This is a genomic window from Aeromicrobium sp. S22, from assembly GCF_009661045.1.
Classification (GTDB): Bacteria; Actinomycetota; Actinomycetes; order Propionibacteriales; family Nocardioidaceae; genus Aeromicrobium; species Aeromicrobium yanjiei.
In genome coordinates, this window is sequence record NZ_WJWV01000002.1 from 519472 (window position 1) to 539827 (window position 20356).

Sequence of the window (20356 nt, forward strand, 5' to 3'; positions counted from 1 at the left end):
CGGGCTGCGTCAGGCGTCGATCTTGTCGGCGTCGATCTCGTAGGCGCCCTGGACGATGAACTCCTTGCGCGGCGGGACCTCGTTGCCCATCAGCAGCTCGAACACCTCGGCCGCCTCCTCGCCGTCGTCGACCGTGAGCCGGCGCAGGGTGCGGTGCCGCGGGTCCATCGTGGTCTCCGCGAGCTGGGAGGCGTCCATCTCGCCGAGGCCCTTGTAGCGCTGCACCGGGTCCTTCCACTTGATGCCCTTGCGCTTCAGCTCGGCCATCGTGCGCTGCAGCTCGGGGTCGGAGTAGGTGTAGACGTACTTCTCCTGCCCCTTCTTGGGGTTCGTCAGCTCGATGCGGTGCAGCGGCGGCACCGCGGTGTAGACGCGTCCCGCGTCGACGAGCTCGCGCATGTAGCGGAAGAACAGCGTCGCCAGGAGGCAGCGGATGTGCGCACCGTCGGAGTCGGCGTCGGCCATGAAGATGATGCGACCGTAGCGGGCGGCGTCGACGTCAAACGTACGACCCGAGCCGGCCCCCACGACCTGGATGATCGAGGAGCACTCGGCGTTCTTGAGCATGTCGCCGATGCTGGCCTTCTGGACGTTGAGGATCTTGCCGCGGATGGGCAGCAGGGCCTGGAACTCCGAGTCCCGGGCCGACTTGGCCGTGCCGAGCGCGGAGTCGCCCTCGACGATGAACAGCTCGGAGCGCTCGACGTCGTTGCTGCGGCAGTCGGCGAGCTTGGCCGGCAGCGCGCTGGACTCCAGCGCGTTCTTGCGGCGCTGGGTGTCGCGCTGCTGACGGGCCGCCAGACGCGTGCGGGACGCGTCGACGACCTTCTGCATCACGAGGCGGGCCTTGGCCTTCTCCGCCGCCTTGGAGGACGTCAGGAACGCCTTGAGCTCGCGGCTCACGACCTGGTTGACGATCTTGGTGACGGCGGGGGTGCCGAGCACCTCCTTGGTCTGCCCCTCGAACTGCGGTTCGGCCAGGCGGACCGTCACGACGGCCGTCATGCCCTCGAGCGCATCGTCCTTGATGACGTCGGGATCGCCGGACTTCAGCAGCCGCGTGGTCTTGAGCACGTCGTTGAAGGTCTTGGTGAGCGCGCGCTCGAAGCCGTTGACGTGCGTGCCGCCCTTGGGCGTCGCGATGATGTTGACGAACGACTTGAGCTCGGTGTCGTAGCCCGTCCCCCAGCGCAGCGCGACGTCGACGCCAAGATTGCGCTCGATGTCCTGCGGCGTCATGTGGCCCTTGTCGTCCAGCAGCGGGACGGTCTCGGTGAAGACGTCCTCGCCCTGCAGCCGCAGCACGTCCGAGACCGGCTCGTCGGGGGCCAGGAACTCGCAGAACTCGCTGATGCCGCCGTCGTGGCGGAACTTCTCCTCCGAGGGCACCTCGCCGCGCTCGTCGCGGATGACCAGCTCGAGACCCGGGACCAGGAAGGAGGTCTGACGGGCGCGGGCGACCAGCTCGTCGTACGCGAACTTGGCCCCCTTGATGAAGATCTGCGGATCGGCCCAGTAGCGCACGCGCGTGCCGGTGCGGGCCTTGGCGACCTTGCCGATCTTGCGCAGCTCGTTGGTGGGGGTGAAGTCCGCATCGGGTCCGTCGCCCGCGAAGACGCCGGGCACACCGCGCCGGAACGACATCGCCCAGGTCGCACCGCCCTTGTCGACCTCGACGTCCAGGCGCGACGACAGCGCGTTGACCACGGAGGCACCGACGCCGTGCAGGCCGCCGGTGGCGACGTACGAGCCGCCGCCGAACTTCCCGCCCGCGTGCAGCTTGGTGTAGACGACCTCGACGCCGGTCAGGCCGGTCTTCTTCTCGATGTCGACCGGGACGCCGCGGCCCTGGTCCTGCACCTCGACCGAGCCGTCCGCGTGCAGGGCGACCAGGATGTGGGAGCCGTGGCCGCCGAGGGCCTCGTCGACCGAGTTGTCGATGATCTCCCACAAGCAGTGCATGAGGCCGCGCGTGTCGGTCGATCCGACATACATGCCGGGGCGCTTGCGCACCGCCTCCAGACCCTCGAGGACCAGGAGATTTCGGGCGTCGTACGTGTTGTCGATGATCAGTGCCTCTCGCGATGACGTGTGCTGCAAGGATATCCAGCAGTCCCAGTGCCGACGCTCCTGACACGCGCTGCCGCCGCGCGCCTGCCGGGGTTGTTTGTCCCCGTCAGGGAGGATCTATGTCATAGGTCACCAAAGACCACGAGGAATACGCCTCCGTGGTTGGATGTTGATCCAGTCAGATCCGCACAGGCTCAGAGAGAAGGTCACCGTGACAACACTGACAGCCCCCAAGCTGAGCTCCCTCGACCGCTGCGACCGCTGCGGTGCACAGGCGTACGTTCGCGTCACCCTCGGTGGTGGCGGCGAGCTGCTCTTCTGCGCGCACCACGCTCGTCAGCACGAAGAGAAGCTGCGTGAGATGTCTGCCGAGATCCACGACGAGAGCGAGCGTCTCGGCTCGTCCTCGCGGACGGTCGTGGACGAGGACTGAGCTCCCGCTCCCCCAGACATGACGAAGGGCCGGCCAGGAAACTGGCCGGCCCTTCGTCATGCGATCAGTACGGGTAGCTGTGGATCTCGTTGGACTTCAGGATCGACTTCCAGTGCTGGAGGTAGTCCTCGTAGACCGCCGGATCGGTGGTCTCGGTCGTGATCTCGTCGCTGACCACGAGGTTGGACCCCGTGAGCGCCGCCGAGCCGGCCTGGACCAGCTTGGTGCGGATGCCGTCGCTCGGCCAGCTGCCCGACTTGGTCCCGTCGATCGCGACCTCCTCGGGGTTGAGGCGGTTCTTCTTCAGCTTGGCCTCGACGAGGATCGTCTTGTCGTGGGGCTTGGCCCATGCGGCCTCGATGCGGCGGCTCGAGGTCTTGAAGACGTCCAGGATCGGGCGGCAGATACGGATGTGCAGCTGGCAGTGCGCGACCCGGTTGACCTTGAGGTCGTCCTCGAAGTAGACGCCGGAGACCTTGCAGCCCTGGTCGGCCAGCTGGACGAGCTTCTGCGCGACCGCGATGCGGCGGTACTTGAACCGGTTCTCCTGCAGACGGATGCGGCACTGGTCGTCCGGCACGACCCGGTTGAGCAGGTTGAGGACCGGGTCCTTGCCGTTCGTCGGCGTCGCGAGGATCGGCGTCGCGTAGATCGTCACGTTGGCCAGGTTGGAGTAGAACATCCCGTTGACCGGGTCGGCCTTGGTGTAGCCGAACTTCTTGCGCTCGGACTCGCTGATGCCGTAGCGCGACGCGTGCTTGTCGATGTAGCGCAGGTAGTTGTTGCCCACGTTGCGCTCGGCGTACATGTCGTCCCACATCTGGCGGGTGCCGTACCAGAGCTTCTTGTCGTTGTAGATCGTCAGGCCGTTGTTGTACGTGCGCTCACCGCTGGGGCCACCGAGGTTGGCCGAGCCCGACCAGATCGCTGCCTTGGCGGGCTTGTTGTCACGGGTGAACGTGTTGCTGACCAGGAGGATCTTGGAGTGCATGATCGCGCCGTTGAGGCCCGACAGGCACGCGAGGCTCTTGCCCTTCTGGCAGATCTTGAAGTTCGAGTCGCGCAACGAGCCCTTCTTGAGCGCACGCTGCAGCGCGCGGGACTCCTTGGACTGCGAGGCCTTGCCGTGGATCACCCGGACCTTGACGCCGGCCTTGGCCGCGCGGATCAGCTCACGACCGACGCGGTGCGAGTTCTCCATGCGCGAGATCGACATGAACACCGAGTTGCTGCGACGGACGGACGCCGGGCGCATCTTGCCGGTGCGCGGATCCTTGTAGGAGCCGCGGATCAGCCGCTCCAGGTCGTTCAGCAGCGAGAAGTCGCTGTTGGCCGAGCTGGAGATCGCCTTGAACGGACGCGAGAAGTTGGTCTCGAGCGTCACCGGGTAGTTGCTGCCGTACGGGGACGCAGCCGCCGCCCTGACCTTCGGGGGCGGTGTCGTCGTCGCGTCGGGAGCAGCCGGCTCCTCCGTCGCCGTGGGAGCCGGAGTCGTGGGAGCGGCCGTGGGGGTCGCTGCCGCTGCTGGCTCGTCCTGGACGTTCTCGGCGTTGGAGGCCACCGAGCCGAAGCCCAGCAGGAGGCTCACGGCCAGGACGCCCACCCCGATTACGCGCACTACGTGCTGTGGTCCGCCGGTTTTTTGCACAGGTCTGGTCTCCGAGACGCTCGTCGATGTCGTGGCAGTCTAACCCAGATGACCCGCCGGTCCGCCCTCCTCGGCGAATCAGGGCGCGGCGGGCGACAGCATGTAACCATCTGCCCGGGCGAACCGGGTGCCGGACGGTCCGTGCGCGGCCCAGAACGAGAACGGTCCGCCTCCCGTGCGGGAAGCGGACCGGTTCACGTGCGTGTGCTCAGTCGAGGTAGTCGCGCAGGACCTGCGAGCGCGACGGGTGACGCAGCTTGCTCATGGTCTTGGACTCGATCTGGCGGATGCGCTCACGCGTCACGCCGTAGACCTTGCCGATCTCGTCGAGCGTCTTGGGCTGGCCGTCGGTGAGGCCGAAGCGCATCGAGACGACACCGGACTCGCGCTCGGAGAGCGTGTCCAGGACCGCGTGCAGCTGCTCCTGCAGGAGCGTGAACGACACCGCGTCGGCCGGGACGATGGCCTCGGAGTCCTCGATGAGGTCACCGAACTCCGAGTCGCCGTCCTCGCCGAGCGGCGTGTGCAGGCTGATCGGCTCGCGGCCGTACTTCTGGACCTCGACGACCTTCTCGGGCGTCATGTCCAGCTCGATCGCGAGCTCTTCGGGCGTGGGCTCACGGCCCAGGTCCTGCAGCATCTGGCGCTGGACACGGGCGAGCTTGTTGATGACCTCGACCATGTGGACCGGGATGCGGATCGTGCGGGCCTGGTCGGCCATCGCGCGGGTGATCGCCTGGCGGATCCACCACGTCGCGTACGTCGAGAACTTGAAGCCCTTGGTGTAGTCGAACTTCTCGACCGCGCGGATCAGACCGAGGTTGCCCTCCTGGATCAGGTCCAGGAAGAGCATGCCGCGACCCGTGTAGCGCTTGGCCAGCGAGACGACAAGACGCAGGTTGGCCTCGAGCAGGTGGTTCTTGGCGCGGCGACCGTCGACGACGATCCACTCGAGCTCTTCACGGCTCTTCTCCGAGAGGCGGCCGCCCTTGGCGAGCTTCTCCTCGCTGAAGAGTCCGGCCTCGATGCGCTTGGCCAGCTCGACCTCCTGGCCGGCGGTCAGCAGCGAGACCTTGCCGATCTGCTTGAGGTAGTCCTTGACCGGGTCGGCCGTCGCGCCGGCGACCATGACCTGCTGGACGGGCTCGTCGGACTCATCGGCCGCCGACAGCGTGTAGGAGGACTTCTCGTCCTCCTTCAGCGTCGGATCGGTCGCCAGGTCCTTCTCGAACTCCTCGTCGGGGATGTCGGGGAGGATCTTCTTGCCCTGGGCATCCACCAGCACGGTGCCATCGACGACGGGCGTCTCCAGAGCCTCGGCGAGGTCGACGGCCGCGGGGACCGTGCCCTCCTCGGCAGCTGCGGCGGCCTTGGCGGCCGCCTTCTTGGCCGGCGCCTTCTTGGCTGCGGTCTTCTTGGCGGGGCTCGATGAAGTCTTGGTCACGGTCGTTTCTGTTTTCGCAGGGGATGTGGTCTTCTTGGCCGCGGTCTTCTTGGCCGGAGCCGCGCTCACGTCGGGCGCCTTGCTGGAATCGTCTTCTGAGGCTCCTGAGAGGAGCTTCTTGACGACGCCGAGGGGAGATCCTGAAGCGGGATTCACCGGCACGTCAACCTCACAAACGGTAGATGGGCGCAACAAAGAGGGCTGTGGTCAACCTCTGCAGCAAGTGTGACACGGGCCGCCAACCGATTCCATCTCAGGGTCCTCTCAGCCACGGGTCGGCCACAGGTGGACCGGGTCCCCCGCGTGCATGTGCTCCTCGTACGCCAGCGTGGTCGCCCGCATCGCCTCGGCCCGGTCGCCCGACGTGCGGGTCCGGTGGGCGAACTCCTCGATCAGCCAGGTCGCGCCGTTGCGCCCGGTGATGCAGCGCTGCTCGATGATCCCGAGCAGCCGGTCCCGTACGGCGGTGTCGACCCCCATCTGCTCGAGGCCGGTGTCGGCGAGCGGCAGCAGCTGCCGCAGCGCGAGCTCGCGGACCGCGACCGTCCCGACACCCGGCCAGTAGACGTCGGCCTCGATGCCCGCACGGGCCGCCTGGTGGAAGTTGTCCTCGGCAGCGCGGAACGACAGCTGGGACCACACCGGGCGCTCACTCGTGCCGAGGACCGTCACCAGCCCGTAGAACAGGGCGGCGTTCGCCATGGTGTCGACGACGGTCGGCCCCGCGGGCAGCAGCCGGTTCTCGATGCGCAGGTGCGGGCGCCCGTCGGCGATGTCGTAGATCGGCCTGTTCCACCGGTAGACGGTGCCGTTGTGCAGCCGCAGCTCGGCGAGCTGGGGGATGCGGCCCGCCTCGAGCTCCTCGAGCGGGTCCTCCTCGTCGACGATCGGGAGCAGGGAGGGGAAGTAGCGCACGTTCTCCTCGAACAGGTCGAACACCGAGGTGATCCAGCGCTCGCCGAAGAACACCCGGGGACGTACGCCTTGCGTCTTCAGCTCCTCGCTGCGGGTGTCGGTCGCCTGCTCGAACAGCGCGATGCGGGTCTCGTGCCACAGCTGCTGGCCGAGCAGGAAGGGCGAGTTGGCACCGATCGCGACCTGGACCCCGGCGATCGCCTGCGCGGCGTTCCACATCGGGGCGAAGTCGTCCGGCTCGACCTGCAGGTGCAGCTGTGTGCTGGTGCACGCGGCCTCGGGGATGATCGTGTCGGCCGTGGTGTCCAGACGGTCGACCCCGTCGATCACGATCTCGATGTCCTCCCCGCGCGCGGACAGGATCTGGTCGGACAGCAGGTGGTAGCGCGGATTGGCCGAGATGGCCTCACGGCTCAGGTGACCGTCCTGCAGGGTCGGCAGGATGCCGATCATCAGCAGGTTGGTGTCGACGGACGTGGCCTTGGCCTGGGCGGCGTTGAGGTCGTCGCGCAGCGCCGACTCCAGCACGTCGAGGCCGTTGCCGGCGATGCGGGTGGGCGCGACGTTGATCTCGATGTTGAACAGCCCGAGCTCGGTCTGGAAGTCCGGATCGGCAATCGCGGCGAGCGCGTCGTCATTGCGCAGGGACGGGTCGCCGAGCGCGTCGATGAGGTTGAACTCGATCTCGATCCCGACGTGCGGGTGCTCGAAGGAGAAGTCGCGCTCCCCCAGCATCCGGGCGAACACGTCGAGGCACCGGCGCACCTTGGTGCGGTAGAGCGTCCGGTCCTCGCGGCTGAACTCGCGTGCTTCGACGTCCTGTCCCATGGCGACAGCGTAGAGCGGTCTGCGCACCTCGGCGCGTCATCGATCACGGTGTCGGCCAGCCCACCCACGATGCCGGCGAGACGCCCCGCTCGAGGATCTCGAGGATCAGGCCGGCCATCGAGTAGCAGGGATCTGCCTCGAGGGCCCGGTCGACCGCGATCAGCGCCTGCGCACCGTCGCCGGTGAGCCACGCCGCGAACGCCGCGAGGCTCAGGACCGCCGGCTCCAGCGGCGGGACGGCCCGGGTCGAGACCAGCGTCAGCGCCGCGAGCATCTCGGGGGCGTTGTCGCGGGTCATCAGCCCCCAGACCTCGTCGCGCACCGAGATCGTGGACACCCAGGCCGCGATCCGCAGCAGGTCGCCGTCGGACACCTGGTCCCCCGCGCGGACACGATCGAGGATCGGCTCGACCACGGCCATGCCGGTCGCGGCCAGCTCGCCCGGCACGGTGCGGGCGACCTGGGGCACGATCTCCTCGAGGATCGACGCCGTGGCGTGCTCGAGCCAGCGGCGCCGTACCCCCGTCACCGGCCGGAACCGGTCGACCAGCACCTGGCGGCTCGGGAGGATCTGCTGGCCCGCGGCGACCGCCTGCACGATCGAGAGGTGATGCTCCGACGTCACGTAGGCGAGGCCCTCGGGCGGGAACCCGGGCTCGTCGGTCCAGTAGCGCTCGCCGTCGGCCCGGGCACGCACGATCAGCTCGATGCCCGAGAAGTCGTCGAGCGCGGCGTGGATCGCGTCGAGCAGCTCGAGCGCCAGCTCCTGCTGCTCCGTCAGCACGATGACGATCGCTCCCTCGGCACCGTGATCGGTCAGGTGACCCACCACCTTGCGAGCGACGGCCTCCTCCTTGCCAGGCCTCGGCAGGTCCATCCGGAGACGAAAACCGAGCCTGCGCCGCGGCCCCGAGGTCGCGACCGCGACGATCGACTCCTCGACCCTGAACCCGAAGAACGTGGGCACGGCATTGATGAGGTCAGGGACGTCGTGGGCGGTGAACACGGGCGGGGTGTGGGTCATGCCGTCCACGCTGCCGAGCCGGGGCCGCCGCCGACAGGCTCAGCTCATGGCCTGTGGACGACGGCGGCCGTCCGGCGCAGGTGTGCACAAAGGTGTGTGGGCGCAGCAGGACACAATGTCCTCATGCGGTCCACGGCGTCGATCATGCACCTGGACCTCGACGCCTTCTTCGCCTCCGTCGAGCAGCGCGACAAGCCCTCGCTCCGCGGACGTCCGGTGATCGTGGGCGGCACCGGTCAGCGGGGAGTCGTCGCGACGGCCTCCTACGAGGCGCGGGTCCACGGCGTACGGTCGGCGATGCGCACCGCCGAGGCACGCGCCCGCTGCCCCCACGCGGCCTTCCTCGGCGGCCGCTTCGAGGCCTACCGCGAGGCGAGCCGGCTCGTGATGGCCCGGCTGCGCGAGGAGTCCGAGCTGATCGAGCCCCTGTCGCTCGACGAGGCGTTCGTCGACCTGGCGGCGGGTGAGGGCTTCGACCCGGACCGCGTCGAGGAGGTCGTCGACAAGATCCGCACCGACATCACCGACATCACCGGCGGGCTCACCGCCTCGGTCGGCGTCGCGTCGTCCAAGCTGATGGCCAAGATCGCCAGCGAGATCAACAAGCCCGACGGGGTGTTCGTCGTGGAGCCGGGCACCGAGGCCGACGTGCTCGGCCCGATGCAGGTCAACGCGATCCCGGGCGTCGGCCCGGCCACCGCCGAGCGCCTGCGGCGGGTCGGGATCCTGACCGTCGAGGACCTGCGCACCCCCTCCGAGGACGAGCTCGTCCGGCTGCTGGGGCAGGCCTCCGGACGCTCGCTGCACCGCCTCGCGAGGGCTGAGGACGACCGGCCGGTCGTGGCCACCCGCGAGGCCAAGTCGGTCAGCGTCGAGGACACGTTCGAGCGGGACATCTCGGACCGTCTCCAGCTCGAGACGATCATCGAGCGCATGGCGCGGGGTGTCTCGGCCCGGCTGCGCAAGAGCGGGCTCTCGGGCCGCACCGTGACCCTGAAGATGCGTCACCACGACTTCGAGACGCACACCCGCTCGTCCACGCTGGCCCACCCGACCGACAGCGCGCGCGTCCTGGCGACCACCGCGAGGGGCCTGCTGGCCGGTGAGGACATCAGCAACGGGCTGCGCCTGCTCGGCGTCGGCGTGAGCGGTCTGGCCGACTGGGTGCAGGACGACCTGTTCGCCGAGGACGATCCCGAGCCTGAGGACGAGGACGACACGACCGAGGACGACACGGCCTCGCCGACCCGCTGGTACCCGGGCATGGACGTCCACCACGCTGACCTCGGCGACGGCTGGGTCTGGGGCGCGGGCCTGGGACGGGTGACGGTGCGCTTCGAGACCCGGTGGACGCCTCCGGGTCCTGTGCGCACGTTCCGCGCCGACGACCCCGCGCTGGGTGCGGGACACAGCGGTACGTTGCAGGCATGACCTCGCCCGTCCTGCCCGAGCCCACCGCCAGCCTCCCCGCACCCCCCGTCGCCGAGCGACGCCCCATCACCCGGTCGCACCACGGCGACGACTTCGTCGACGACTACGAGTGGATGCGCGACAAGGAGGACCCGGCCACGCTGGCGTACCTGGAGGCCGAGAACGCCTACACGGATGCCGCGACGGCCCACCTCGAGCCGCTGCGCCAGCAGATCTTCGACGAGATCAAGGCCCGCACGCTCGAGACCGATCTCTCCGTCCCGACGCGGCACGGCGCGTGGTGGTACTACGCCCGCACGATCGAGGGCCAGCAGTACGCGATCCGGTGCCGCTGCGCGGTGCAGGATCCCGACGACTGGACTCCGCCGGTGCTCGACGCCGGCAGCGAGATCCCCGGCGAGGAGATCTTGCTGGACTCCAACGTGGAGGCCGAGGGACACGAGTTCTTCTCGCTCGGCGCGTTCAGCATCAGCGACGACGAGAACTTCCTCGCCTGGTCGGTCGACACGCAGGGCGACGAGCGCTACACGATCCGGATCAAGGACCTGCGCACGGGCGAGATCCTGCCCGACGAGATCACCGGCGCGAGCGGCGGAGCGACCTGGTCGGCCGGCGGGACGCACCTGTTCTACACGACCGTCGACGACGCCTGGCGTCCGTACCGGGTGTGGCGCCACCAGGTCGGCACGACCGGCGACGACGCCCTGGTGCTCGAGGAGACCGACGAGCGCTACTTCATCGGCGTCGGACGCACCCACTCCGAGCGCTACCTCGTGATCGGCCTCGGCTCCAAGATCACGAGCGAGTACCGCGTGCTGGAGGCCGACGACCCCGAGGGCGAGTTCCGCGTCGTGCTCCCCCGCCGCGAAGGCGTCGAGTACTCGCTCGAGCACGCGGTGATCCAGGGCGAGGACCGTTTCGTCATCCTGCACAACGACGGCGCGCTCAACTTCGAGCTCGTCACGGTGCCGGTCGACGACCCGACCGACCGCACCGTCGTGATCCCCGGCAGCGACACCGTGCGCCTCGAGGACGTCGACGTGTTCGCCCGGCACCTCGTCGTGTCGTTCCGCAGCGGTGCGCTGGCCCGCGTCGGCACCATCTCGATCGGCCCGGACGGCCTGGGCGAGCTGTCCGAGATCGACTTCGGCGAGGAGCTCTTCACGAGTGGCGTCGGCGCCAACGCCGAGTGGGACCCGCCGCTGATCCGCGTCGGCGTCGGCTCGTTCGTGACCCCGTCGTCGGTCTACGACTTCGACCCCGAGACCCGCGAGCTGATCCTGCGCAAGCAGGCGCCCGTGCTCGGTGGCTACGACCCCGCCGACTACGAGCAGCACCGCAGCTGGGCCACCGCAGACGACGGGACGCTCGTGCCGGTCTCGATCGTCTGCCGCAAGGACACCCCGCGCGACGGCACGGCCCCGGCGCTCCTCTACGGCTACGGCTCGTACGAGGCCAGCATGGATCCGGGCTTCTCGGTCATGCGGCTGTCGCTGCTCGACCGCGGCTTCGTCTTCGCGATCGCCCACGTGCGAGGCGGTGGCGAGCTGGGCCGGCACTGGTACGACGACGGCAAGCAGCTGCACAAGCGCAACACGTTCACCGACTTCGTCGCCAGCGCCCGCCACCTGGTGGCCGAGGGCTGGACGTCCGCGGACCGGCTGATCGCGGAGGGCGGCAGCGCCGGCGGCCTGCTGATGGGCGCAGTGGCGAACCTCGCGCCCGACGCGTTCGCCGGCATCGTCGCCGCGGTGCCGTTCGTCGACGCCCTCACCACGATCCTCGACCCGTCGCTCCCGCTGACGGTCATCGAGTGGGACGAGTGGGGCAACCCGCTGGACGACCCCGAGGTCTACGCCTACATGAAGTCGTACACGCCGTACGAGAACGTCGGCGCCCACGACTACCCCGCGATCCTCGCCGTGACGAGCCTGCACGACACCCGGGTCATGTACGTCGAGCCGGCCAAGTGGGTGGCCAGGCTGCGCGCGACGGCGACCGGCGACGCCCCGATCCTGCTCAAGACCGAGATGCACGCCGGCCACGGCGGCGTCAGCGGACGCTACGCCTCCTGGAAGGAGCGGGCCTGGGAGCTCGCCTGGATCATCGACGTCGCAACCCGCCACGCTCGCTGACGCGGACCCACGATGAGGGTTTGCGGTAGCCACAGCTGCCGTAAACCCTCATCACCCGTCCCGGCCCGGACTCACGATGAGGGTTTGGGGTAGTTAGAGCTGCCGCAAACCCTCATCGCCCGTCCCGACCCGCCCACCCGCCCGCCCCGTCCCGGCACCGGGCGAGTGGCGTATAGCACGGTGACCCTAAGACTTGACTGAGAGCGGAATCCTTCGGGGGTTGAACGCGTTCTGGTATGTACAAGCAACTGAATGGGAGTCGCACCGTGAGCACCAGGACCGGCAACACCACCGCCGAGGGCAAGGACAGCGTCGGCATGTACCTCGCCGAGATCGCTCGCACTCCCCTGCTCGATGCCGAGCGGGAGGTCGAGCTGAGCAAGACCGTCGAGGCGGGCCTGTTCGCGCGTCATCTGCTCGAGGAGGGACGCGTCGGACGCAAGAAGGGTGGCGCACCCAAGTGGGCCACCGAGGAGGAGCTGACGTGGCTCGCCGAGGAGGGCGACCGCGCGATCCAGGAGTTCATCCAGGCCAACCTGCGCCTCGTCGTGTCCATCGCGCGCAAGTACGGACGCTCGGCCATGCCCATGCTCGACCTCGTCCAGGAGGGCAACACCGGCCTCATCCGCGCGGTCGAGAAGTTCGACTACGCCAAGGGGTTCAAGTTCTCGACGTACGCCACGTGGTGGGTGCGTCAGGCGATCACCCGCGGCATCGCCCAGCAGGCCCGGGTCGTCCGTCTCCCCGTCCACGTGGTCGAGGAGCTCAACCAGGTCACCGCGGCACGTCGCAATCTCGAGCGTCAGCTCGGATACGACCCGGAGCCGGCCGAGATCGCGCTCGAGCTCGGCATGGACGTCGAGCGGGTCGTCGACCTGATGGCCTGGGGACGTGACCACGTCAGCCTCGACTCACCCGTCGACGAGGACGGCGACACGTCGCTGGGCGACCTCATCGCCCGGGAGACCCAGCCCGGCCCCGACTTCGCGGTGCTGGACGACGAGACGCGTCACCTGATCGCGACGCTCGTGGACCACCTCGGTCCGCGCGAGGCGGACATCGTCCGGGCCCGCTACGGCCTGCTCGACGGTCGCCAGCAGAAGCTCGCCGACATCGGCAAGCGGCACGGCATCTCCGCCGAGCGCGTACGCCAGCTCGAGCGGGAGGCCCTGGCCACCCTGCGCCGGATCGCCGATCCGGACCTGGCGGCCTAGACGGCCCGAGCGGCCGCCCTGGACACGAGCTCGTCCCAGGTTCCCCCGACGATGAGGGCGAGCTCGTCCTGAGGACCGGTGTTGTCGATCACCAGATCGGCGGCACCGGTCCTTTCTTCGCGTGACGCCTGTGCGGCGATGCGGGCACGCGCATCGGCCTCGGTCATCCCCCGCTGGGTCGTCAGGCGCTCGACCTGCACGTCCACGGGCACGTCCACGACCACCACGACGTCGCACAGCCCCGCGGCGCCCATCTCGACCAGGAGCGGGTTGTCGTGCACGACGATCGCGTCGGGACCGGCCGCGGCCTGCCGCTCGTCGGCCAGCCGGCCGATCGCCGGGTGGGTGATGCCGTTGAGGGCCTGCAGCTCCGCAGGGTCCGCGAAGACCTTCGCGCCGAGCGCCGGGCGATCGAGCGTCCCGTCCTCGGCGATGACGTCGGCGCCGAAGCGCGCGGCGATCTCGTCGAGCGCAGGGCTCCCCGGCTCCACCACGTCACGGGCGAGCTGGTCGTAGTCGATGACGACAGCGCCGTGCGCGGCCAGCAGCGCGCTGACGGTGCTCTTGCCCGAGCCGATGCCGCCGGTGAGTCCGACCTTCAGCACGCCCGCGCCCTAGCCGGTCGCAGCGTTGCCATAGGTCGTGACGTGCACGTGGTCCATGTGGTTGGCCGTGGGGCTGCCCCGGTCGCTCATGCCGCGCCAGTCGGGCGAGGTCGCGGGACGCCAGATGCGCTGACGCCAGATGAGGTAGTCCACGCCGAGGGCGGTGCGGTTCTGCTGCAGGAAGGCGGCGACCTGGTTGCCGAGGTCGGACGAGATCATGATGTCCAGTGCCTGGCCGGTGCCGTGCTCTCCGCGGCCTGCCACGCCGCCGTAGCTGACGATGGACGGGAACTTCGCGCAGACCGCGCGGTAGACCTTGATCGTGTCGGGCTGCAGGCCGCTCTCGGGCCCGGAGCCGGCCGCACAGGGCGCCGTGCTGAGTCCACCGGACGTGGCCGCCTCGGGGGCCTCGTCGTCCGACGTCTCGGGCGAGGTCTCCTCGACCGGCTTCTGGGTCGTGATGCTCGAGGCGTCGACCCAGCGCGGGAGACCCTTGTGCATGATCTCGGCCCAGCCGTCGGACCGCTTGCCGGTGACCTCGACGGTGTCGCCGGACTCGACCTCGGCCAGGACCGGGGAGGACTTCTTCGCGGCTGCGTGGATGTCGAGGTCGCTCTTGGCGTACAGCTCACCCTTGATCTTGTCCTCGACCGCGGCCGCGTTGGGCAGCGGCGGACGCTCGGCGCTGCGGCTCACGGTGGCGGGGGCTTGCCCGCTGCTCACCGAGGCGGCGAACACGTCCTTCTTGGGCGGCTGCTGGGGGATCGTTGCGCCCGCCTCGGCGGCCGGCGAGCTGCCTTCCTGGGCAGCTGCCACGCCCACGACCCCGCCGATGGCCAGGAGGCCTGCGAGGGGGAGGGCGGCTGCTCGTGCGGAGCGGGAGGTGCGGAGGGTGCGCCTGGCGGGGCGCGGTGCTGCGTGCTTGTGGCGAGAATCTGCCACTGGGGTACCACCTTGTGCGTCGACGACGTCTGACTCAACGATCGAGTGAACCATACTGGGCCCAAAGGTTCACCCCCAACCGTCCGTCCACCGCTCAGCGCGGTGACTGACGTCTCACGATCTGAAAGGTCCGCGGTGCTCACCTCCCCGTCGACGAGCCCCTCCCCTGTCCTGACCGCGACCGCGAGCGAGCAGCAGCAACGACGTGTCGCCGGCGCGCTGGCCGCCCGGGGCCTCGTGGCCGGTGACCGGGTCGTGCTGTCCGTCCCCGGCTCGACGGCGTACGTCAGCGCCGTGCTCGGCGCGACCCGCTCGGGCGTCGTCCCCGTCCCGCTGGACCCGCGGCTCACCGCGTACGAGCGGGACCGGATCGTCGCCGACGTCTCCCCCGCCCTGATGATCGACGACGAGGCCGCACTCGAGGCCCTCCTCACCGGTCCCGAGGGCGTCCTCGACCCCGCCCCGCGGTGCCGGCCGATGCACTTCACGTCGGGCACCACGGGCCGCCCCAAGGGAGTGTGGTCGGGCCTGCTGTCACCCGAGGACGCCGCCGCGCTGGTGCGCGAGGAACGGGAGCTGTGGGGATTCTGCCCGGACGACCTCGATCTGGTGGTGTCGCCGATCTACCACTCGGCGCCGCTGAGGTTCGCGATGGGCACGATCCTGGCCGGCGGATCGGTCGCGGTGCTGCCGGCGTTCGATCCCGCCGCGTTCCTCGAGGCCGTGGCAGCGCTGCGGCCGACGTCGATGTTCTGCGTGCCGGCACACCTGCAACGGCTCCTCTCGCACCTCGACGAGCACCATGTCCGCCCCGACCTGTCGTCGTTCCGCCTCGTCGCCCACGCCGGCGCCCCGTGCCCCGAACCGGTCCGCCGCCGCACCCACGCGCTGTTCGGCCTCGACACCGTGTGGGAGTTCTACGGGTCGACCGAGGGACAGTTCACCGCCTGCCCGGCCGCCGAGTGGGTCGAACGACCCGGCACCCTCGGTCGGGCCCGTCCCGGCCGCGTCGTCAGCGTCGACGAGGACGACCAGCTGTGGTGCGCAGTGCCACCGTGGGCGCGCTTCACCTACTGGAACGCCCCTGAGAAGACCGCCGCCACGTGGCGGGACACCCCCGACGGTCCCGCCTTCTCGGTCGGCGACCTGGGCCGGGTCGAGGACGGCCACGTCTACCTGGACTCGCGGCGCGAGGACCTCATCATCAGCGGCGGGGTCAACGTCTACCCCGCTGAGGTCGAGGGCGCCCTCCAGGACGCCCCGGGGCTGGTCGACGTGGCCGTCTTCGGACGCGACGACGAGCGGTGGGGTCAGCGGGTCTGTGCGGCGTACGTCGGCGCGGTCGACGAGCAGGTCCTGCGGGAGCTGGCCCGGACGCGCCTCGCCCCGCCCAAGCGGCCCAAGACGTACGAGCGGGTCGACGTCCTGCCCCGCACCGCCACCGGCAAGGTGCGCCGGACCGAGCTGTAGGTCGCGGACGCACAGAACCCCCGGTCCGAGGACCGGGGGTTCTGTGTGGGGACGAGTGGCGGTTGGTTACGCCTCGCCGCCCGTGAGCTTCTCGCGCAGAGCCTGCAGGGCCTCGTCGGAGGCCAGCGAGCCCTCCTGCGGGGCGTCCTCGGACCCGGCGGACGAGTCCGACGAGTAGTTGGATGCCGCAGCAGCCTCGATGCCGGCCTTCTCGGCCTCCTGGATCTGCTTCTTGTGGGCTTCCCAGCGCTCGTGAGCCTCGGCGTACTGCTTCTCCCATGCGGCGCGGGCCTCGTCGAAGCCTTCCTGCCACTCGCCGGTCTCGGGATCGAAACCTTCGGGGTAGATGTAGTTGCCCTGCTCGTCGTACGACGAGGTCATGCCGTACAGCGTCGGGTCGAAGTCGTCCGTGGCCGAGGCCTCGGTCTCGTTGGCCTGCTTCAGCGACAGCGAGATGCGACGACGCTCGAGATCGATGTCGATGATCTTGACCATGACCGAGTCGCCGATCTGGACGACCTGCTCGGGGATCTCGACGTGACGCTCGGCGAGCTCGGAGATGTGCACCAGGCCCTCGATGCCCTCCTCGACGCGGACGAACGCACCGAACGGGACGAGCTTGGTCGCCTTGCCCGGGACGATCTGGCCGATCTGGTGGGTGCGGGCGAAGTGCTGCCAGGGATCTTCCTGCGTGGCCTTGAGGGACAGCGAGACGCGCTCGCGGTCCATGTCGACGTCGAGCACCTCCACGGTGACCTCGTCGCCGACCTGGACGACCTCGTTCGGGTGGTCGATGTGCTTCCACGACAGCTCCGAGACGTGGACGAGTCCGTCGACGCCGCCGAGGTCCACGAACGCACCGAAGTTGACGATCGAGGAGATGACGCCCTTGCGGACCTGCCCCTTCTGGAGCTCGGTGAGGAAGTTCTGGCGAACTGCGGACTGCGTCTGCTCGAGCCAGGCACGGCGCGACAGGACCACGTTGTTGCGGTTCTTGTCGAGCTCGATGATCTTGGCCTCGATCTTCTGACCGATGTACGGGTCGAGGTCGCGCACGCGGCGCATCTCGACCAGCGACGCCGGCAGGAAGCCGCGCAGACCGATGTCCATGATGAGGCCGCCCTTGACGACCTCGATGACGGTGCCTTCGACAACTCCGTCCTCGGCCTTGATCTTCTCGATGTCGCCCCACGCACGCTCGTACTGCGCACGCTTCTTCGACAGGATCAGACGGCCTTCCTTGTCCTCCTTCTGGAGCACCAGGGCCTCGACGCTGTCTCCGACGGAAACGACCTCGTTGGGGTCGACGTCGTGCTTGATGGAGAGCTCGCGGGAGGGGATGACACCTTCGGTCTTGTAACCGATGTCGAGGAGGACCTCGTCACGGTCGACCTTGACGATGATGCCTTCGACGATGTCACCGTCGTTGAAGTACTTGATGGTGGCGTCGATGGCGGCGAGGAAGTCTTCCTCAGAGCCGATGTCGTTGATCGCGACCTGGGGTGCCACGTGGGCGATGCTGCTAGTCATAAAGGAGTTGCTCCGATGGATGGGTGGAATTGTCGGGCACGTCTGACAGCCCTTGGATCGTGAGGATGCCGGGCAAGAATCACTGGGCAGGGCACGAGTGCGGGCCTGCTACGTCCGAGGTACGCACAGGCCATCAGCGCATTGTCAATCGTACGCGACACCCCCACCGGGACGATAGACGGGGTGTCCGTGCGGTCTGCCTGTCTCGTCAGGCGGGCGACAGGAAGGCGGCCAGGGCTGCGGCGTACGGGTCGACGTCCGCTGCTCCCATCACCTCGCGCGCCGAGTGCATCGCCAGCTGCGGGGCGCCCACGTCGACCGTGAGCATGCCGGTCCGGGCGGCGCTCAGCGGCCCGATCGTCGATCCGCAGGGCAGGTCGGCCCGGTGCTCGTAGCGCTGCAGCGGGACGCCGGCCTGCTCACAGGCCCGGGCGAAGTGGGCGGTGCCGACCGCGTCGGTGGCATAACGCAGGTTGGGATGGACCTTGAGGACCGGTCCCCCGCCGATCTCGACGTGGTGCAGCGGCTCGTGGCGCTCGGCGTGGCTCGGGTGCGTCGCGTGCGCCATGTCGCCGGACGCGCAGACCGACGCGGCGATCGCGCGGTGGAAGTCCTCCCGTGTGCCGCCGGCGGTCAGCACGATGCGCTCGAGCACCGTGATGAGCAGGTCCGACTGCGCACCACGCTCGGACGTGCTGCCGACCTCCTCGTGGTCGAACAGCGCCAGCACGGGACGGACGCCGGGGACGGGCGTCGCGGCGAGGAGCGCCCGGGTTCCGGTGAAGCACGTGGTCTGGTTGTCCAGGCGCGGAGCGCTGACCAGCTCGCCGTTGACCGTCAGCCGGCTCGGCGCGGTGTCGTGCGTCATCAGCTCGAAGCCGAGGATGTCCTCGCGGGACACCGCGGCCCGATCCGCGACGAGGTCGAGGAAGGTGCCGGGCGAGGTCGACCAGATGCCGTTGAGGTGCCGCTGCGGGTCGAGGTCGATCTTGCGATCGGCGGAGAGGTGGATCGCGAGCTGGGGCACCCGGATCACGGGCTCGTCGACGTGGACCAGGCGCTCGCTGCCGTCCCGGAGGACGAGTCGTCCCGCGACACCGAGATCGCGGTCGAGCCACGAGTTGAGCCACGCACCGCCGTACGGGTGCAGGGCCACGACGCCCAGGCCCTCCTGGTCGAGGTCGTGGTGCTGCTTGACCCGCAGGTTGGGGCTGTCGGTGTGGCCACCGACCACCCGGAACGCGTCCTGCGGCGACGACTCCGCCTCGGTCGACCACGCGACGAGCGACCCGCCGCGGACGACGAGGTAGCGGCCCGGCTGCTGCGGCCACTCGTCAGCCTCGCGCAGCTCCTCGTAGCCCGCCGCCGCGAGCTCGGACACCACGGTGCGGCACACGTGGAACGGCGTCGGCGAGCGATCGATGAAGTCGCACAGGTCGGCAGCGGGAGCGATCGTCATGCTCCCCAGCGTAGTGGCCGCGGACGCACGAACGCCCCGACCGGTGGTCGGGGCGTTCGGCTGGGTGCGAGGTGTGTCAGTGCGAGCGGACGAGCTCGTCCTTGTCGGAGTGACGCGCTCCCTTGGAGCCGTCGCCCTTCAGGCGCAGGAACAGGCCCGCGCCGATCAGCAGGATGCCGAGGATCAGTCCGCCGACCGGGACGGTCGTCTTGACCGCCGACAGCAGCGTGGACTTGCCCTTGTAGTCGTCGACGTTCTTCTGCACGTTGGCGTCGGTGTACGCGAGCGTGGCCTTCGTCGTGGTGAGGACCCGCTCGCCGTCCAGCTCGAGGTAGTTGTCCTGGGCGGTCTGGCCCCAGATGACGACGCCCGTGACGGGCTCGATGCTGTAGTCGGTGACGCTCGAGTAGATCTGGTCGGCCGTGACGGTGGTCGCCTTCTCGCCGATCAGGTCGCCCGGGACGTCGATCGTGCCGGTCTTGATGGGCTCGATCGTCTGGCGGTACTTGTAGACCTTGAGGCCCTTGACCTCGCCCTCGCCGACGTACTTGGCCGGCGTCGCCTCGCGCAGCGTGCCGTCCCAGAACTGGTACGTCTTCTTCTGCGCGTCGAACGGGAACTTGAAGTACAGACCCTTGATGTCGGCGGGCTCGATCGTCTCGCCGTCGGCCTCGGACTTGGTGTCCTCGTACTTCACGGCCTCGCCGGTGTTGCGGTCGAATGCGACGCGGTCGCTCGTGCCGGTCAGCGGGGTCTCGCCGCTGCCGAAGTCGAAGTCGGCGGTGTCAGTGCTGTCGTAGATGTCCCAGACGGCGACGTCCCGGCCGAGCTCCTTGCTCGCCTTCTTGCTCGCGTCGATGTCGCCGCGAACGACCTTGACGTTCTTGAGCGGGCCGTTGCTCACCTTCAGACCGGCGGCGACGTCGAGGTACTCCCCATCCGCGCCCGGCGCGGTCGTGGCCTCGCTGGTGGTGTCCTGGTTCAGTGGCACCTGGGCCAGCTGGTCGTACATGTAGAACTTCGACAGCGCGGCCAGCGCGAGCACGAAGGCTCCAAGGAACAGGGCGACTGTCCCCAACTTCTTTGCCACTGTGGGCTCCCTCCACAAGTTTGATTACCGAACGGTAACAGTAATCGGTGTCACAGCGTCGCAGGTCACACCTTGTCGTTTGAGCCCTCCTTTGACCACTGCCCGCGCCCCTCTGCGT

Annotated in this window: 15 protein-coding genes; 5 read left to right on the plus strand and 10 right to left on the minus strand. The window is 69.1% G+C overall.

Annotation, left to right across the window (positions count from 1 at the left end):
• Positions 1-9: 9 nt before the first annotated feature.
• Positions 10-2100, minus strand: a complete 2091-nt coding sequence (locus tag GEV27_RS11175; protein WP_153911431.1) for a type IIA DNA topoisomerase subunit B — start codon at positions 2098-2100, stop codon at positions 10-12.
• 136 nt (positions 2101-2236) lie between these two features.
• Here GEV27_RS11175 and GEV27_RS11180 point away from each other — a divergent pair, with 136 nt between their 5' ends.
• Positions 2237-2503, plus strand: a complete 267-nt coding sequence (locus GEV27_RS11180; protein WP_153911432.1) for a hypothetical protein — start codon at positions 2237-2239, stop codon at positions 2501-2503.
• Positions 2504-2567: 64 nt separating this feature from the next.
• Here the strand turns inward: GEV27_RS11180 and GEV27_RS11185 are convergent, their stop codons facing one another.
• The 4 genes from GEV27_RS11185 to GEV27_RS11200 all read right to left on the minus strand — a co-directional run bounded on the left by GEV27_RS11185 (position 2568) and on the right by GEV27_RS11200 (position 8362).
• Positions 2568-4091, minus strand: a complete 1524-nt coding sequence (locus GEV27_RS11185; RefSeq protein ID WP_153934318.1) for a phospholipase D-like domain-containing protein — start codon at positions 4089-4091, stop codon at positions 2568-2570.
• A 268-nt stretch (positions 4092-4359) separates the two neighbouring features.
• A complete protein-coding gene (locus tag GEV27_RS11190) occupies positions 4360-5664 on the minus strand; it encodes an RNA polymerase sigma factor (protein ID WP_153652453.1) in 1305 nt (434 codons plus the stop codon).
• A 195-nt stretch (positions 5665-5859) separates the two neighbouring features.
• On the minus strand, positions 5860-7338 hold the full coding sequence (locus GEV27_RS11195; RefSeq protein ID WP_153934320.1) for a glutamate--cysteine ligase: 1479 nt from the start codon (positions 7336-7338) through the stop codon (positions 5860-5862).
• 43 nt (positions 7339-7381) lie between these two features.
• Positions 7382-8362 (minus strand): DUF4192 domain-containing protein, encoded by a 981-nt coding sequence (locus GEV27_RS11200; RefSeq protein WP_153934322.1) that lies wholly within the window; start codon positions 8360-8362, stop codon positions 7382-7384.
• A 123-nt stretch (positions 8363-8485) separates the two neighbouring features.
• Between GEV27_RS11200 and GEV27_RS11205 the strand changes: the two genes are divergently transcribed.
• The 3 genes from GEV27_RS11205 (at position 8486) to GEV27_RS11215 (ending at position 13142) form a co-directional block, all read left to right on the plus strand.
• Positions 8486-9793 carry a DNA polymerase IV gene (locus GEV27_RS11205; protein ID WP_153934324.1) on the plus strand — a complete coding sequence of 436 codons (1308 nt, stop codon included), beginning with the start codon at positions 8486-8488 and terminating at the stop codon, positions 9791-9793.
• Positions 9790-11928: a S9 family peptidase gene (locus GEV27_RS11210; protein ID WP_153652449.1), complete on the plus strand. Its 2139-nt coding sequence runs from the start codon at positions 9790-9792 to the stop codon at positions 11926-11928. Before GEV27_RS11205 ends, GEV27_RS11210 begins: the two co-directional genes overlap by 4 nt.
• 236 nt (positions 11929-12164) lie before the next feature.
• Entirely contained in the window at positions 12165-13142 is a 978-nt protein-coding gene (locus GEV27_RS11215) for an RNA polymerase sigma factor RpoD/SigA (protein ID WP_153652448.1), read from the plus strand.
• Here GEV27_RS11215 and coaE read toward each other — a convergent pair.
• Together coaE and GEV27_RS11225 are read right to left on the minus strand one after the other, a co-directional pair.
• Positions 13139-13747 (minus strand): dephospho-CoA kinase, encoded by a 609-nt coding sequence (gene coaE / locus GEV27_RS11220; protein ID WP_153652447.1) that lies wholly within the window; start codon positions 13745-13747, stop codon positions 13139-13141. The two genes, GEV27_RS11215 and coaE, sit on opposite strands and share 4 nt — an antisense overlap.
• Before the next feature lie 9 nt (positions 13748-13756).
• Positions 13757-14689, minus strand: a complete 933-nt coding sequence (locus GEV27_RS11225; protein ID WP_153934326.1) for an SH3 domain-containing protein — start codon at positions 14687-14689, stop codon at positions 13757-13759.
• A 135-nt stretch (positions 14690-14824) separates the two neighbouring features.
• Between GEV27_RS11225 and GEV27_RS11230 the strand changes: the two genes are divergently transcribed.
• On the plus strand, positions 14825-16159 hold the full coding sequence (locus GEV27_RS11230) for an AMP-binding protein (protein ID WP_309222194.1): 1335 nt from the start codon (positions 14825-14827) through the stop codon (positions 16157-16159).
• Between the two features lie 66 nt (positions 16160-16225).
• Here the strand turns inward: GEV27_RS11230 and rpsA are convergent, their stop codons facing one another.
• From rpsA to GEV27_RS11245, 3 genes are all read right to left on the minus strand, one after another.
• Positions 16226-17689 carry a 30S ribosomal protein S1 gene (gene rpsA / locus GEV27_RS11235; protein WP_153652445.1) on the minus strand — a complete coding sequence of 488 codons (1464 nt, stop codon included), beginning with the start codon at positions 17687-17689 and terminating at the stop codon, positions 16226-16228.
• A gap of 208 nt (positions 17690-17897) precedes the next feature.
• Positions 17898-19148, minus strand: coding sequence for a M18 family aminopeptidase (locus GEV27_RS11240; protein WP_153934327.1), 1251 nt, complete (start codon positions 19146-19148; stop codon positions 17898-17900).
• A gap of 76 nt (positions 19149-19224) precedes the next feature.
• Entirely contained in the window at positions 19225-20238 is a 1014-nt protein-coding gene (locus GEV27_RS11245) for a DUF3068 domain-containing protein (protein ID WP_194944186.1), read from the minus strand.
• Between the last annotated feature and the right edge of the window lie 118 nt (positions 20239-20356).